This is a genomic window from Staphylococcus sp. FSL W8-0774 (assembly GCF_038006785.1).
GTDB lineage: Bacteria > Bacillota > Bacilli > Staphylococcales > Staphylococcaceae > Staphylococcus > Staphylococcus pasteuri.
The window spans coordinates 528,285-543,925 of record NZ_JBBOVW010000001.1; the positions used below are offsets into that span (position 1 = coordinate 528,285).

A 15,641-nucleotide genomic window follows, 5' to 3' on the forward strand; every position below is an offset into this window, starting at 1 on the left:
CGTAGTATTTATGGCGAGACTCCCGAGGGAACAGTACTAGTTGAAGACACTAGAAATACTCACAGATTTATCTGTGCCGTATTTCTGGCTGAAACTGTACCATGGGAAGGGACCCAACACAGAGAAACTGATTAAATCAGTTTCTACAAGCAAAGCAAGTTGGGCAAAGAGAGCCATACAATACGAAGTATTGGGTATAAAGAAAGCACTAAGATGATTAAAATAAATCGTCTTAGTGCTATTATTTTGGGATTTATGTCCCAAGTGATTTTTTTAATTTTGTTATAGCTATAGCTTTTGTTTTCGCCATAAATAAACACTGACGATTGCAACAAGAATAAGAGAAATAACGACAACGATAATCCAAGAAATGTAACTATGATCACTTAGTGGTAATGGTACATTCATTCCAAAGAAACTAAATACCAGTGTAGGTAGGGTTAATAATACAGTAAACATAGTTAATGTTTTCATAATCGTATTCATATCATTAGATAATAATGATGCATAAGAAGTTGTAATACTTTCTAAGATACGTTGATGTAGTTCGGTTGTTTCAATTGCTTGGTTATTTTCGATAATTAAATCTTCTAGTAACTCTTCATCATCTTCAAAACGTTTAATAGCAGGTAGACGGAATAACTTTTTAATTATTGTATCGTTACCTTTCAAAGCCGCTAAGAAGTATACCAAACTTTTCTCAACTTCCATTAGTTTGAAAAGTTGCTTATTAGTAATATTATTTTTCAATTCTCTTTCGATACGAATACGTGATTTATTCAATAATCTTAAATTTCTATTATAATGATTCGCAATCGTTGTTAAGATTTCTAGTGCAAAGCGACTATGAAACTTCAGATTAATATTGTCTTGTCTAGAGAAGTTCTCTAAAAATTCATTTTCAGCGTCACAAATAGTCATTACGATACCATTACCAATGACTATGCCTAATGGAATTGTAATAAAGGATAGGACACTGCGATTTGTTGAATTAACTAGAGGTAAGTCGATAATAATCAGTGAGTATCCAGTATCTTCGTCATACTCAATACGAGCACTTTCTTCTGAGTCGAGTGGATCTCGAATAAAGTCTTCTGGTAAATTATAATATTCCATTAAATGTTCTATTTCTTCTCTATCAGGTTCAACTACATTAATCCACAATGCTTGTTGATCAAGAGTCGTTTCGATAATTTCATTATTAATTTGATTTGAATGTTTATATGCAGTGATCATTTGTAAAAGTCCTTTCACAAGCTTTTTAACTTCAAACGCATCACAATATTTTACGAGCAATGTGTTTAACGAGACTGATTGTATTTTTGTTCTGCCATAATTCGTAACGGACCATAATAAATAATTTTGAAAATATGAGTGACAAGGTCATCAACAGAAATACGATTAGAATCTAATACCCAATATCTGATAATTGAGATTGTGGCACCTGACACATAACTATGAAAATACATTTCTGGTATGCCTTCAATTTCATTATTAATACTGATCTGATTCTTCATATTATATTGTATCAGGTCGCTTATTTTTTCTTCTAAACGACTTTTTCGTTCCAAATTAAGAATCGTATTATAAAAGTCTAGATTATCATATACATGTTGAATGATGTTTCGCAATACTTTATCTATAAATAGTGTCGAAATCATTTCAACATTTTCACCTTCAATTTCTGAAAAGGTGGTGAATTTAGATATTTGAGCAATACATTCGTCTTCCATATCGGTTAATAATAAATATTTATCTTCATAATGTAAATAGAATGTACCTCGATTTATATCAGCTTTATCTGCAATGTCTTGCACTGTAATATTTTCAATATTTTGTTCCTTTAATAATTGTATAAAGGCATGCTTTATTGCTGATTTTGTTTTACGGACACGTCGATCTTCCTTCAAAAATGTAAAACCTCCCATAATTAATAGACAATATACACCAAAGTGTTCAATAAAAGACGTTTTTCTATTAATTGATTGTTGTTTATTTATTTAAACTCATTATAATTGTAAAAGTGATAAATGTTCAACAAATTGTTGAATTGTTTCAAGGGAGGAAAAAAGTTATGAATATATTTAAAAGTAAATTATTATGGTTGACGCCTATAGCAATCATTTTAATATTAATGATTTTCGCGGTTGCATTTTACCCAGCCTTTAATCCTAAACCAAAAGATATGCCAATTGCTATCGTAAATCACGATGAAGGTACTTCTATTCAAGGTAAGAAAACAAATATTGGTGATAAATTAGAAGATAAACTATTAGATAGCGATTCTGACGCTGTTAAATGGGTTAAAGTAGACAGTGAAAAAGACGCTAAAAAAGGTATGGAAAAAGAGAAATATTATGGGGCTGCAATTTTTGAAAAAGACTTTTCAAAAAATGCTATGAGTAAAACTCAAAAAGTCGTAATGGATAGTAAAAAATCTGAAATGCAAGATAAAGTAAAATCAGGTGAAATTCCAGCTCAACAAGCACAACAAATGGCTAAAAAAATGGGCAACCAAAAAGTTGACGTTAAAAAAGCACAATTTAAAACAATAGTAAGTGAAGGAACAAGTTTACAAGGTTCTCAAATGGCTAGTAGCGTATTGTCAGGTATGGGTGACAATATTAATAATCAAATTACAAAACAAAGTCTTCAAACATTAGAAAAACAAAATGTTAAAGTTGATGCAAAAGATATTAACGCTGTAACTAATCCAGTTAAAATCAATAACGATAAAATTAATGAAGTTAAAGATCACCAAGGTGGCGGCAATGCATCATTCTTAATGTTCATGCCAGTTTGGATGGGTTCTATTGTTGCATCAATCTTATTATTCTTTGCATTTAGAACTAGTAATAACGTTAAAATTGCACATCGTTTAATTGCGTCTGTAGCACAAATGATATTTACAGCTATTACAGCATTTGCTGGTAGTTTCGCATATGTATATTTTATGAAAGGTGCGTTAGATTTCCATTTTGATCATCCAAATAGAGTTTCTATATTTGTAGCATTAGCTATTATGGGATTCGTTGGATTAATTCTTGGAACAATGACATGGTTAGGTATGAAATCAGTACCAATCTTCTTCATTGCAATGTTCTTTAGTATGCAATTAGTAATGTTACCAAAACAAATGCTACCTGAGTTCTATCAAAAATATATTTATGATTGGAACCCATTTGCACATTACTCAACAAGCTTAAAAGAAATTATCTATATGAATCATCATCTAGAGTTAAATACAACAATGTGGATGCTTATTGGATTCATGATTTTCGGAGTAGTATCAAGCTTATTAGCAGCAGCTCTTAGAAAACATAGTAACAAACGTACTGAAATTCCAGCATAATTATAGCACGGTAAATTTCAAAAACTGTCGATAAGATGTATTTCTTATCGGCAGTTTTTTTGTGTAAATAAATATTAATAAGACATGTATTCGTTACTCAGTAATGTATACATTGAGTCAAAGAAAAAGGCAATTTCTATATTTTTCAATAGAAATTGCCTTTTATCCTTTGTCTCAAAACTTAATGTCTCAGACACTTCAATTTTGAATAGGATTAAAGTGCTGTGTAACCACCGTCAACAGTAATAACTGAACCAGTAACGAATGATGATGCATCTGAAGCTAAGTATAGTGCTGCACCTTGTAATTCTTCTGGTACACCTGGACGATTCATAGGAGTCATATTCATCCAAGTATCAATCATATCTCCGCCTTTAGCGAAATAATCTTTAGTTAATTCTGTTTTCATATATCCTGGTGCAATTGTATTTACACGAATATTATGTTTAGCCCATTCATTTGCTAAACTTTTAGTAAGCATAATTACAGCTGCTTTAGAAGTATTATATGCTGCTTGTGGTTGTGGTGTGTTTACAATAACACCTGACATTGAAGATGTATTAACAATAACACCACTCTTTTGTTCACGGAAGACTTCACCAACAGCATTTGTAACTAGTACCATACTGTTTAAGTTAACATCCATTGTTTTTTTCCAACGTTCATATGGCATATCTTCAAAATCAACATGTTCATTAATACCTGCATTATTAAACAAGATATCAATATGACCAAATGTATCCATTGTTTCTTTTACCATGTCGTTTACTTGATCAACATTTGTTACATCTACTTTGCATGCAATGGCTTTATTTCCTGTTTCTTCTTCAAATTCTTTAGCAGTTTGTTGTCCAACTTCTAAATTCATATCTGCAATTACAAGATTAGCACCTGCTTCAGCTAAAGCTTTTCCCATAGATTTACCTAAACCAGAAGCTCCTCCTGTTACGATAGCTACTTTATTTTCTAATTTGAATTTATCTAATACTGACATTTAATCCATCTCCTTATGTTTATGTATGTATCCATTTTAAAATAAGATATATAAAATTCCTAGTGCAAACGCCTACTTTTATAAATTTTTATTTTCATATTACATTTTTTAAATAATAAGTTCACCATAGAAACATAAATGAATGCTCATTTGTATTCAACTACTACTTAAAAACACTATTTGATTAGTGTCTTCATATAATTACTACTCTTGAAATTTATATAAAATAAAACAACCTGGGACAATTAATGTCTCAGGCTATAATTTTAAATTCATTCATCTTCATTTTTATTATATGTAGCTTTAGCTAATTCTATAAACATATGTGCAGCTTTAGACAAGTGATTAAATTTATCACTTTTATATGCCACTACAACTTGATTAAAATAGCTAGGGTTCTCTAATTTAATACTTAACCCTTCAAAATGTTTACTACTGTTTTTAACGCTTTCTGGTACATAAGTAATCCCTAAGCCTTCATTTACCAATCTTAAAGCATTATCAATGCTGATCGTTTCCATCGCAATATTGGGTTCAAGCTCATTGTCTTCTAATATTTGATTAGTGATTTTACGCAAAGCCATATTCGGTTTTAACAATATAAAATTATCATTTACTAGTTCTTGATGAATTTCAAAAATTGATTTGTTTTTGTAATTATCATTTGTAATTAATGAATGATTGGATGGAATCATCAAATATATGGGTTCTTTAGATAGAGTTTCAAACTGGAATACACCTTGATAAAAAGGCAAAATCGTAATTGCTATATCAATCTTATTATCAATAAGTAATTGCTCAATTCGATGAGCTGATTCTTCTATTAACTTTAATTCGATACCTGGATATTCTTTTATAAATTCTGGCAATATCTTATATAATGCATGGGCTGCTAGTATAGGATTAATTCCTATGACTAAACGACCTTTTTTTAATCCAGAAATCATTTGTAATTCCGATTTCATTTCATCATACGTATATTTAATTTGATTCATATATTCTATATAACGTTCCCCAGCGTACGTTAAAGTAATTGGATTTTTCTCTCTATTTAATAACTCTGTGCCTAAGTCAGTTTCTAATTCCTTAATAAACTTACTTAAATACGGCTGTGAAATGTATAAATATTTTGCTGCTTGGGAAATACTACCAAATCTATTGATTTCCTCTAAATATTTACTTGATCTTGTGTTTATCATTTAGACACTCTTTCCTCTATATAACCTTTTAGTTATAGTTTTTATACCTAAAACAATCTTTTACAAAACCTAATTTTGGGTTGATAATATTAATTGTCATCAAATAGACAAAAATTAAACTTGAAATTCTACTTTAAGGGAGGGCCAATATGGAAATCATCGATACAATTGGTATTATTATCGGGATATTATTCATTATCTATTTCTCAATGAATGGATATTCTATTTTAATAGTAGGTCCAATTGCTTCAATTATTGTTATTTTAACAAACGGTTTACCTTTCTTTAATTCCTTAATTGGAACTAAAGAATCATATATTACTGGATTGGCTCAATTTATTATTAGTTTCTTTGGCGTGTTCTTACTTGGTTCATTACTTGCAAAATACATGGATCAAAGTGGTGCAGCACATTCTATCGCCTCTAAAATAATTAGTAAAATTGGTACTAGCAATCCATATTCTATATTAGTTTCTATATTTTTAATCACTGCAATTTTAACATACGGAGGCATTAGCTTATTCGTGGTTGTCTTCGTTATCGTGCCTTTAGCAAAACCTTTATTCAAACAATTGAATATTGCATGGAATTTGATTTGTATTCCTATCATGTTAGGTTTAGGAACATTTACTATGACAATGTTACCAGGTACACCTTCAGTACAAAATGTTGTACCAACTAAATATTTGGGTACAACATTAACAGCAGCACCTTTATTAGGAATCATTGGAACAATCGTTGCCATAGTATTTGGTTTATGGTACATGAAACATGCATTAAATAAAAGTCTTGCAAAAGGTGAAACTTTTGATGATTTTAATACGAGTAATTTAGATTTAGAAAATGAAGAAAAATCTACACCTAATTTTTATCTAAGTATTTTACCTATCGTTATGTTAATTATTATCAATATTATTGGTAGTATATTAAAAATTGATAACGTTATTCTTATTAGTTTAGCTATTTCAATTATTTTATCTGCCATTTTATTCCATAAACACATCAATATCCATAGAGAAGTTATTAACGAAGGTGCTGGTAGTTCAGTAACACCAATGTTCTTAACTGCTTCTGCAATTGCATTTGGTACAGTAGTTACTTTAGCACCAGGATTTTCAAGTATTAAATCTTTAATATTAAATATACCAGGAAATCCATTAATAAGTTTATCTGTAGCTTCTGCGTTATTCGGTATTATAACAGGTTCTGCTTCAGGTTCACTAGGTATTGTCATGCAAGCATTTGGTAAACAGTATGTTGATATGGGTATTGACCCAGATACAATTCACAGAGTTGCAGTAATGTCTTCATCTGTATTTACTGTTATGCCACATACTGGTGTTGTATTAACACTATTCGCATTGACAGGTTTAAATCACAAAAATGGCTTTAAATATTTATTTATTACTAATACGGGTGCCAATTTATTAGCGCTTATTGTTGTAATCATCGCATCCGCATTTATATAAACATTTTAGGAGGAATTTAATATGACTAGAAACGTAATTGTAACAGGTTCAGGACAAGGAATTGGCTACGCAATCGCACAAGGATTTGATAAACAAGGCGATCGTGTATTTATCTTTGATATGAGTAAAGATGCAGCTGAAAAAGCAGCAGACTCATTAGAAAATGGCGTGGCTTATCAAGTTGACGTAACAGATGAAGAAGTTATTAAATCAGCTATCGCTGACATTAGAAGTAAATATGGTGAAATTGATGTATTAGTTAATAATGCAGGTATCCAATTTATTTCTAAAGTTGAAGACTTCCCATTAGAAAAATGGAACCAAGTATTAGGTGTTATTCAAACAGGTACATTCTTAATGACAAAACATACAATCCCAAGTATGAAACAACAAGAAAAAGGACGTATCATCACTATTTCTTCAGCACATGATGAAATGGCTGACCCATTTAAATCTGCATATGTAGCTTCAAAATTTGCTCAAATCGGATTTGCTAAAACTGTAGCGCTAGAAACTGTTAAATTTGGTATTACATCAAATGCAGTTTTACCAGGACCAGTTCGTACTAAATTAATTGAAAATCAACTTGCTAACTTAGCAGAACAAGATAATTCAACAGAACAAGAAGCTATGGAAAAATATATCACTGGTAAAATGCCAATGAATCGTTTATTAGAACCACATGAAATTGCTGATACTGTTCTATTCTTAGCTTCTGATGGTGCTTCAGCTATTACTGGTGAAACTATTAGTGTATCTGGTGGCTCTAACGCATAATTCATTATTTCAAAATCTATAGAAAGAAGGAATAAATATGAGTAATTTAAAAGAACAATTAATTGGAACATGGGCATTAGTTAATTATCAAGATGAAGATGAAAATGGTAATATCTTCTATCCTTTAGGTAAAGACGCAACTGGTTTTATTATGTATAATCCAGATGGTTATATGTCAGCTCAATTAATGCAACAAGGTAGATCTGCTTATGCTTCTGGTGACTTACACACTGGTACAAAAGATGAAATGGCAGAAGCTGCACATGGTTATGTTGCTTACTCAGGTAAATATGAATTAGATGAAGAAAATTCAACAGTTTATCACACTATGGAAGTAAGTATGAACCCAACTTGGTTAGGCGATACACAACCACGTTTATTCGAACTTGAAGGTGACACTTTAAGCATTGTTAATGGTAATGTGCCAAACCAAAAATTAGTTTGGAAACGTGTTAATCACTAATTAAATATTGTAATTTTTTAAAAGGTCTAAGACATTATGTTATCAGACTAATAAAGAAGGTAATTTCTATTACAAATGATATAGAGATTACCTTCTTTATATTTTAAAATAAACGATAAATAATCAGAAAATTAGAACTTTAATATATCGGTTGTAATTCTTGAAAACCGTGTTAATATATTCATTAGATATCTAACTAAATGAGGTGAAGCGATGGAAGTGACATATCAATTTCTATTAAGAAGCTTAGCGCATGAGATGAAGAATTATGCAGATCGACGATTAGATGATTTTGGAATTACACAAGAACAAAGTCATACATTAGGATATATATATCGTTATCAAGAAAAAGGTATATCGCAAAAAGAATTAATGGAATTCTTTGGTAGAAAAGGTTCAACGGTCAGCAGTATAATAAAAAATCTAGAAGCAAATCATTTAGTTTTTAGGAAAGTTAATCCAGAAGATACACGTAGTAAAATTTTGAAATTAACGGACGAAGGTCTAGAACTAGTAGAATCTTTTACTAAAGTATTTGATGAAATTGAAGAAAGATTACTATTAAATATCTCAGATGAAGATCAACTGAAATTTAAAGAAATTATAGAACAAATGATGAAAAACTTGAAATAATGTGTGGTTATTATTTAGAGTAATAGCCACTATATTTTTCGATATATAGTTAGAAATCTAACTGTTAGCCATCTAATTAAAAGGGAGTAAGAATAATGAAAGACGAACAATTGTATTTTTTTGAAAAAGCACCAGTATTTAAAGCAATGATGCATTTCTCATTACCAATGATGATAGGAAGTTTATTAAGTGTAATTTATGGGATTTTAAATGTATATTTCATAGGATTTTTAGATGATAGCCATATGATTTCAGCAATATCACTAACATTACCAATATTTGCTGCATTAATGGGATTCGGTAATCTATTTGGTGTAGGGGGTGGAACTTATATTTCACGATTATTAGGAGCCAAAGATTACAGTAAAAGTAAATACGTTAGTAGCTTTTCAATGTATGGAGGATTATTACTTGGCGTCATTATTGCATTAGTGACATTACCGTTTACTGATCAAATTGCACAAGTTTTAGGAGCACATGGTGAAACAATCAAATTTACAAGTGATTATTTAAGAATTATGTTCTTAAGTTCCCCATTTGTTATTTTATTCTTTATTTTAGAACAATTTGCACGTGCAGTGGGAGCACCAATAGTTTCTATGGTAGGAATGTTAGCAAGTGTTGTATTAAATATGATTTTAGATCCGATTTTTATTTTCGGTTTTGATTTAAATGTAGTTGGTGCTGCTTTAGGTACTGCAATTTCAAACTTAGTAGCTGCAATATTCTTTATTCTTTATTTTATGAAAAAAATTGAATCACTTTCTGTAAATGTTAAATTTGCTAAACCAAATAAAGAAATGATGGCAGAAATTTTCAAAATTGGTATTCCAGCTTTCTTAATGGTTGTACTTATGGGTGTAACTGGATTAGTATTGAATTTGTTTTTAGCTAATTATGGTAACTATGCTATTGCCAGTTATGGTATTCAATTTAGATTAGTACAATTTCCAGAACTAATTATTATGGGATTAAGTGAAGGCGTTGTACCTTTGATTGCTTATAATTTTGTTGCTAATAAATCAAGAATGAAAGATACGGTTAAAGCTGTTATCATTTCTATCTTTGCGATTTTTGCAGTAAGTATGATTATAGTATTTGTGTTTGGTCACCAAATCATTCAATTATTTAGTACAGATCCACACATTGTTGATCTTGCTACATTCATGTTACAAGTGACAATGACATCTTTATTATTAAATGGTATTGGTTTCTTATTCACTGGTATGTTACAAGCGACTGGACAAGGTCGCTTGTAACAATTATGGCTATTTTACAAGGTACAGTAATCATTCCAGTATTATTTGTCATGAATAGTTTGTTTGGTTTAACAGGGGTAGTATGGTCACTATTAATTGCAGAAACATTATGTGCTTTAGCAGCGATGTTAATCGTTTACTTATTAAGAAATAAATTAACAGTTGATAAAGAAGCTTTATTAGAAGAATAATTGTAAATAAAGGGACAATCATTATTATTAAAACGATGGTTGCCCTTTTTCTTTTGTGACTAAATAATGAACAATTTTCAATATTATTGTGAATTAAAGTAGTAATCGTTATGATGTAATATGGAATAATTTACGAGTTATTTTAGATAAAGGGGGTTCGATGGTACATATTAATAAGTACCCTAAGATTATTATTGCCGTAATGGTGATGTTTTTTCTTTCTTTGTTGCCTTCCATGATGAATCAAGCTTCAGCTCATGCAACATTAGAAAAGACGAATCCTAAGCAAGATGGCGTTGTGAAACAAATGCCTGAAGAAATTGAATTAGAATTTAATGAACCAGTAAATTCGAAGTATTCCAATATCACTTTATATAATGATGAAGGTAAAGAATTAGGTAAAGTTAAGCCATCAACATCTGGCTGGGCAAAAACTTTAACTTTTTCACCAGATAAAGTTGGTAAAGGTACGCATACTTTTAAATGGCAAGCCATCTCAGCTGACGGGCATGAAGTAGGAGATCAATTTGAATTTTCGGTAGGTAAAGTAACTGCCAAAGATATAGATACATCTAGCGCTTTTTATGCAGAACCAAGTTTTTGGTTTGGAGTAATAAGATATATTGCTGAAGGAACAACCATTATTTTAGTAGGTCTGTTTTGGTTAAACGGTATTGCTAAACGTCGGCAATTACATTCATTTGAATTATTTCCTAAACAAATGAGTATTTCATTTATGATGATAATGGCGTATATAATGGCATTATTGTTATACATGATGACATTAACCTCAGATGTTGTAGATGCTATATTATCACTTAAAATTGATGTTTTAATGCAATTTCCATTTATTTTAAGTTCAATTGCAATGATAGTATTATATGCATTGATTATAATTAGAAATATGGATCGAATTTGGTATTGGCTAGTTTCAATAGTAATGATACTAACAATAAGTATGTCTGGTCATGCATGGTCTCAATCAATTCCAATTTGGTCTATCGCAATTAGAACGGTACATATTGCAGGTATGACATTATGGTTAGGTGCACTTGCATATCTTGTTTGGTATATAGTGAATAACAATTCATCTGAGCGGTTAAAAAATATACGTTCAATGCTATTTAAGGTGAATACTATTGCTGTTGCAATGATAATTATTTCAGGTGTGTTAATGGCTATTGATGAAACGAATATTTTAGCAATTTGGTCCAACATGCAAACATGGACAATACTAATACTTGTAAAAGTCATTGGTACATTAATAATAATGGCTTTAGGTTTATATCAAACCACGAAAGCTTTAGGTAAACGTCAACAAGTTAATAAAGTGACGTTAATAATAGAATTAATTATAGGAATCATACTTATATTCGTAGGTGTGATGATGAGTCAAATCAATATACCAGGTTAAGGAGCCGAATTATGTTAAAAAAATTAATTTCAATGAGTTTTATTTTATTTTTTACGTTAGGAATTTTTAAGGTTGCAGATGCACATGTAACTTTAAATCCAAATGAAAGCGAACCAGAATCTTATGATAAATATGATGTGAGAGTGCCAGTTGAACAAAATGACAATACGGTAAAAGTTGAATTAACTGTACCAAAAGGCGTTAATCTTGAGAATGTAGCACCAGTTGAAGGATTTAAGCATTCATTTGAAAAAGATAAAAAAGGTAACATTACTAAAGTAACTTGGAAAGCGACTGGTAAGGGTATCGGTCCTAATGAATTTATAGAATTCCCAATTGTTGCAGCTAATCCAGATAAAGAAGGTAGCTTTAAATGGAAAGCTGTTCAAACGTATGACAATGGCGATGTTGTTAAATGGGACGGTAAAGAAGATAGTGAACACCCAGCACCAATTACAACAGTGAAAAAAGGGGCTAACCCAACTGGTTCACAAAGTGATGAATCATCAACAAGTGGTAGTTCTATCGCGTTATGGGTTGTATCAATTGTAGCAATTTTACTTTCTCTAGTAGCTATTTTCAAAAAATCAAAAAAATAATTAAACATAGAGGATGCGATTTTGATAGGTCGCGTCCTCTTTTATAACTTAAATATTTGTTGTTTTGTCACTTTCATAATAATGAATATGTTTTATAATATAATCGTGAGGGAGGAAGAATCATGCGAAGATTATTATACTCATTTCTTTTTTACATGATTATTGGATTATTTAGTGGGTTTTATTATAGAGAACTAACTAAAGCACATCATTTTACGGGTGATACACAATTATCATTAGTACATACACATACATTGATTTTAGGTATGTTTATGTTTTTATTACTATTATCATTAGAAAAGTCATTTAAATTAAGTAGTTATTATTTATTTAATTGGTTCTTTGTTATATATCATATCGGTGTATTAGTAACAGTTGGTATGATGACAGTTAAAGGTACTTATCAAGTATTAGGAAAAACAGTACCGGCTTCATTCCCTGGATTTGCAGGAATGGGTCATACTGCTATGTTAGCAGCATTATTAATACTATTTTTCTTATTAAGACAAGCAATCATTAAAGAACCTAAAGATTAATTTCAGCTCGTGAGTGGTAGTGACTCACGAGTTTTTTTATAAAATGATTTGCTTCATATGTAAAATACCTTATAGTATAATGTAAAAGTATTGAATGATAATTATTTTCATTTAGAAATGATATAAATGTTATTTACAGTGTTTAAATAGGGGGAAACTAAATGGAAGACGTTACAATTATAGGTGGCGGTCCAGCAGGTTTATTTGCTAGCTTTTATTCCGGGCTTAGAGGTATGTCTGTGAGAATTATTGATGTTCAAGATAAGCTTGGTGGTAAGATGCAAGTGTATCCAGAGAAAATAATTTGGGATATTGGTGGCGTAGCACCTAAGCCGTGTCATGAAGTCATTAAAGATATGATTCAGCAAGGCCTACATTTTAATCCCAAAGTGAATTTAAATGAACGTGTTATTGATATAAGAAAAATAGACGAAAGACATTTTGAAATAGAAACTGAAGAAGGACAAGTATATCATTCAAAAGCTGTAATTTTTGCTATTGGTGGAGGTATTATTAATCCCAAACCACTGAAAATTAAAGGTGCTGAGCGTTATCAACTTACAAACTTACATTATGTTGTACAATCATTCTCTAGATTTAAAGACAAACATGTGCTTATTTCTGGAGGGGGTAACACAGCATTAGATTGGGCGAGAGATATTGCTAAAATAGCTGAAAGTGTGACCGTAGTTTTTAGAAAACCAGAGATAACTGGTTATGAAGCGATGACTAAGGTGCTTGAAGATTTAGGCGTTCAGTTGATACCTTATACACAAATTAGTGAACTGATTGGTAACGACGAAGACAATTATATTCATCAAGTTAAATTAACTAACTTACAAACCGGTTTAACTTCGACTCATTCATTTGATGATGTTATTATAAGTCATGGATTCGATCATGAAAATCCATTATTAAAAGATTGTACGTCTCAATTTGAGTTGTATGATGAATATCGAGTAAAAGGATTTGGAAATACAACGACTAATATTCCTGGCATCTACGCTTGTGGCGATATTGTTCATCATGAAGCTAAGGTTCATTTGATTGCAAGTGCGTTTAGTGACGCAGGTAATGCTGCTAACCTTGCTAAAACTTATATCCAACCTGATGCTGCTGCAGAAGGATATGTTTCAAGTCATAATGAAATATTTAAAGAATCAAACAAAGAAATTATGAATCAATATCTATATTAATATAAAACGGGGGAACAAAATGATAAACATTAAATATGAAGCACCATCTGTAGATGATTATTTGAAATTAAGAGTAGATGCAGGAATGAGTGCTAAGTCGGTAGAAGCGGCACAAAAAGGATTGCCGAATGGATGTTTCAATGTCACATTGTATGATGATAAAACTTTGATAGGGATGGGAAGAGTTACCGGTGATGGTGGTACTACACTTCAAGTTGTCGATGTAGCACTACATCCTGATTATCAAGGACAAGGTTATGGCCGTACAATTATGGAACATATTATGAAATATGTGGAAGAAAATGCTGTAACAGGTACATATGTAAGCTTAATGGCCGATTATCCAGCTGATAAACTATATGAAAAATTTGGGTTCCAGTCTACTGAACCCCATTCAACAGGTATGTATATCCTATTTTAGGATAATAAAAAGACGTACTCATCATTGTAATGAACTTCAAAAATTAGAACTTTTAATCTAAATTTTTGAGTTTACATTATATTGAACGAGCACGTCTTTATTTTATTTTTAAGATTTATTTAACACCAAAGTCAATGATGATACGACCCATGTGTTGATGATTCATCACACGTTCGATACCTTTTGGTAAATCTTTAAATGAAATGACATCTTTAATATCATGCAGTTGTTTTGGTTTTAAATCTTTGGCTAGACGACGCCAAACTAATTTACGCAATTTGATAGGAGTGAATACCGAATCAATACCTAGTACACTTATGCCTCTTAAAATAAGCGGAAAGACAGAACTTTCAAATTTAGTACCGCCAGTCATGCCGATTACTGCTACACTACCATTATTATCGAGTCTATTTACAATATTAGATAAACTGTCACCACCTACAGGATCGATGGCTGCTTGCCATGTTCTAGATGCTAAAGGCTTATGATCATATTCAGGTAAACGATCGATAACTTCTTTAGCACCAATCGCTTTTAATTTATCATCTACATCTTTACGTCCAGTACTAGCAACTACGTCATAACCTAATTTATTTAACATTAAAACAGATAACATACCTACACCACCAGAAGCACCTCTGACAAGTACACTATCTTTTTCAATAGTCATTCCATCATTTTCTAGACGTTCGATGGCTAATCCTGCAGTATAGCCTGCTGTTCCATAGATCATTGCTTCTTCTAAAGTTAAATCCTCTGGTAAATCAATAATCCACTCGCTTTTAACTTGAACATACTCACTATATCCTCCAAAATGACTTACGCCTAAATCATAACTAGTTACTATAACTTTATCACCTACATAATGGCCTGGTGCATTTGATTCAACAATTTCACCAGATAGATCGATACCCGGTACCATTGGGTATTGTTTTACAATTGCATTGTTATTTTGAGTAGCTAATGCATCTTTATAGTTAATACTTGAATAATGTACTTTAATCAGTACATCACCTTCAGGTAAATCATCTACTGTAAGTTGCTTAAAATCTGAAGAGACGTTTCCTTCATCGTCTCTATCTACGAGATAAGCTTTAAATTTTTCTGACACTATAAGTTCACTCCTTCAATATTTATG

15 protein-coding genes and 1 pseudogene are annotated in these 15,641 nt (G+C 31.0%); 11 read left to right on the plus strand and 5 right to left on the minus strand.

Annotated features, from left to right (window positions below):
- Nucleotides 1-288: 288 nt before the first annotated feature.
- Nucleotides 289-1,236, minus strand: a complete 948-nt coding sequence (locus NSQ15_RS02360) for a magnesium transporter CorA family protein (RefSeq protein ID WP_017636835.1) — start codon at nt 1,234-1,236, stop codon at nt 289-291.
- A gap of 65 nt (nt 1,237-1,301) precedes the next feature.
- Nucleotides 1,302-1,910 carry a TetR/AcrR family transcriptional regulator gene (locus NSQ15_RS02365; protein ID WP_029055770.1) on the minus strand — a complete coding sequence of 203 codons (609 nt, stop codon included), beginning with the start codon at nt 1,908-1,910 and terminating at the stop codon, nt 1,302-1,304.
- Between the two features lie 164 nt (nt 1,911-2,074).
- Here NSQ15_RS02365 and NSQ15_RS02370 point away from each other — a divergent pair, with 164 nt between their 5' ends.
- Nucleotides 2,075-3,352, plus strand: a complete 1,278-nt coding sequence (locus NSQ15_RS02370; protein WP_108000389.1) for a YhgE/Pip domain-containing protein — start codon at nt 2,075-2,077, stop codon at nt 3,350-3,352.
- A 214-nt stretch (nt 3,353-3,566) separates the two neighbouring features.
- Here the strand turns inward: NSQ15_RS02370 and NSQ15_RS02375 are convergent, their stop codons facing one another.
- Nucleotides 3,567-4,346, minus strand: coding sequence for an SDR family NAD(P)-dependent oxidoreductase (locus NSQ15_RS02375; protein ID WP_017636832.1), 780 nt, complete (start codon nt 4,344-4,346; stop codon nt 3,567-3,569).
- Between the two features lie 272 nt (nt 4,347-4,618).
- On the minus strand, nt 4,619-5,545 hold the full coding sequence (locus tag NSQ15_RS02380; RefSeq protein WP_017636831.1) for a LysR family transcriptional regulator: 927 nt from the start codon (nt 5,543-5,545) through the stop codon (nt 4,619-4,621).
- A 149-nt stretch (nt 5,546-5,694) separates the two neighbouring features.
- Here NSQ15_RS02380 and NSQ15_RS02385 point away from each other — a divergent pair, with 149 nt between their 5' ends.
- The 10 genes and pseudogenes from NSQ15_RS02385 to NSQ15_RS02430 all read left to right on the plus strand — a co-directional run bounded on the left by NSQ15_RS02385 (nt 5,695) and on the right by NSQ15_RS02430 (nt 14,503).
- The gene (locus tag NSQ15_RS02385) at nt 5,695-7,014 is read left to right on the plus strand and encodes a GntP family permease (protein WP_340746905.1); all 1,320 of its coding nucleotides are present in this window, start codon (nt 5,695-5,697) and stop codon (nt 7,012-7,014) included.
- Nucleotides 7,015-7,035: 21 nt separating this feature from the next.
- On the plus strand, nt 7,036-7,791 hold the full coding sequence (locus NSQ15_RS02390) for an SDR family NAD(P)-dependent oxidoreductase (protein WP_154874119.1): 756 nt from the start codon (nt 7,036-7,038) through the stop codon (nt 7,789-7,791).
- Between the two features lie 37 nt (nt 7,792-7,828).
- Complete coding sequence (locus NSQ15_RS02395; protein ID WP_017636828.1) at nt 7,829-8,254, plus strand: lipocalin-like domain-containing protein; 426 nt, start codon at nt 7,829-7,831, stop codon at nt 8,252-8,254.
- Nucleotides 8,255-8,467: 213 nt separating this feature from the next.
- Entirely contained in the window at nt 8,468-8,887 is a 420-nt protein-coding gene (locus NSQ15_RS02400) for a MarR family winged helix-turn-helix transcriptional regulator (protein ID WP_017636827.1), read from the plus strand.
- Between the two features lie 95 nt (nt 8,888-8,982).
- A pseudogene (locus NSQ15_RS02405) lies at nt 8,983-10,337 on the plus strand (MATE family efflux transporter).
- A 160-nt stretch (nt 10,338-10,497) separates the two neighbouring features.
- A complete protein-coding gene (locus NSQ15_RS02410) occupies nt 10,498-11,751 on the plus strand; it encodes a copper resistance CopC/CopD family protein (protein WP_154874122.1) in 1,254 nt (417 codons plus the stop codon).
- A gap of 11 nt (nt 11,752-11,762) precedes the next feature.
- On the plus strand, nt 11,763-12,350 hold the full coding sequence (locus NSQ15_RS02415) for a YcnI family protein (RefSeq protein ID WP_017636824.1): 588 nt from the start codon (nt 11,763-11,765) through the stop codon (nt 12,348-12,350).
- Nucleotides 12,351-12,472: 122 nt separating this feature from the next.
- Nucleotides 12,473-12,886: a DUF2871 domain-containing protein gene (locus NSQ15_RS02420; protein WP_017636823.1), complete on the plus strand. Its 414-nt coding sequence runs from the start codon at nt 12,473-12,475 to the stop codon at nt 12,884-12,886.
- A gap of 161 nt (nt 12,887-13,047) precedes the next feature.
- Nucleotides 13,048-14,082, plus strand: a complete 1,035-nt coding sequence (locus NSQ15_RS02425; protein ID WP_154835265.1) for an NAD(P)/FAD-dependent oxidoreductase — start codon at nt 13,048-13,050, stop codon at nt 14,080-14,082.
- 19 nt (nt 14,083-14,101) lie between these two features.
- Nucleotides 14,102-14,503: a GNAT family N-acetyltransferase gene (locus NSQ15_RS02430; protein ID WP_017636821.1), complete on the plus strand. Its 402-nt coding sequence runs from the start codon at nt 14,102-14,104 to the stop codon at nt 14,501-14,503.
- A 115-nt stretch (nt 14,504-14,618) separates the two neighbouring features.
- Here the strand turns inward: NSQ15_RS02430 and NSQ15_RS02435 are convergent, their stop codons facing one another.
- Nucleotides 14,619-15,614, minus strand: coding sequence for an acrylyl-CoA reductase family protein (locus NSQ15_RS02435; protein WP_154874124.1), 996 nt, complete (start codon nt 15,612-15,614; stop codon nt 14,619-14,621).
- Nucleotides 15,615-15,641 lie beyond the last annotated feature (27 nt).

What these genes read in the sequence shown, in the direction of transcription:
- NSQ15_RS02395 (WP_017636828.1), top strand. Translation starts at nt 7,829, where the DNA reads ATGAGTAATTTAAAAGAACAATTAATTGGAACATGGGCATTAGTTAAT.
- NSQ15_RS02385 (WP_340746905.1), top strand. Translation starts at nt 5,695, where the DNA reads ATGGAAATCATCGATACAATTGGTATTATTATCGGGATATTATTCATT.
- NSQ15_RS02425 (WP_154835265.1), top strand. Translation starts at nt 13,048, where the DNA reads ATGGAAGACGTTACAATTATAGGTGGCGGTCCAGCAGGTTTATTTGCT.
- NSQ15_RS02370 (WP_108000389.1), top strand. Translation starts at nt 2,075, where the DNA reads ATGAATATATTTAAAAGTAAATTATTATGGTTGACGCCTATAGCAATC.
- NSQ15_RS02380 (WP_017636831.1), bottom strand. Translation starts at nt 5,545, where the DNA reads ATGATAAACACAAGATCAAGTAAATATTTAGAGGAAATCAATAGATTT.
- NSQ15_RS02415 (WP_017636824.1), top strand. Translation starts at nt 11,763, where the DNA reads ATGTTAAAAAAATTAATTTCAATGAGTTTTATTTTATTTTTTACGTTA.
- NSQ15_RS02430 (WP_017636821.1), top strand. Translation starts at nt 14,102, where the DNA reads ATGATAAACATTAAATATGAAGCACCATCTGTAGATGATTATTTGAAA.
- NSQ15_RS02390 (WP_154874119.1), top strand. Translation starts at nt 7,036, where the DNA reads ATGACTAGAAACGTAATTGTAACAGGTTCAGGACAAGGAATTGGCTAC.
- NSQ15_RS02375 (WP_017636832.1), bottom strand. Translation starts at nt 4,346, where the DNA reads ATGTCAGTATTAGATAAATTCAAATTAGAAAATAAAGTAGCTATCGTA.
- NSQ15_RS02360 (WP_017636835.1), bottom strand. Translation starts at nt 1,236, where the DNA reads ATGATCACTGCATATAAACATTCAAATCAAATTAATAATGAAATTATC.
- NSQ15_RS02410 (WP_154874122.1), top strand. Translation starts at nt 10,498, where the DNA reads ATGGTACATATTAATAAGTACCCTAAGATTATTATTGCCGTAATGGTG.
- NSQ15_RS02420 (WP_017636823.1), top strand. Translation starts at nt 12,473, where the DNA reads ATGCGAAGATTATTATACTCATTTCTTTTTTACATGATTATTGGATTA.
- NSQ15_RS02400 (WP_017636827.1), top strand. Translation starts at nt 8,468, where the DNA reads ATGGAAGTGACATATCAATTTCTATTAAGAAGCTTAGCGCATGAGATG.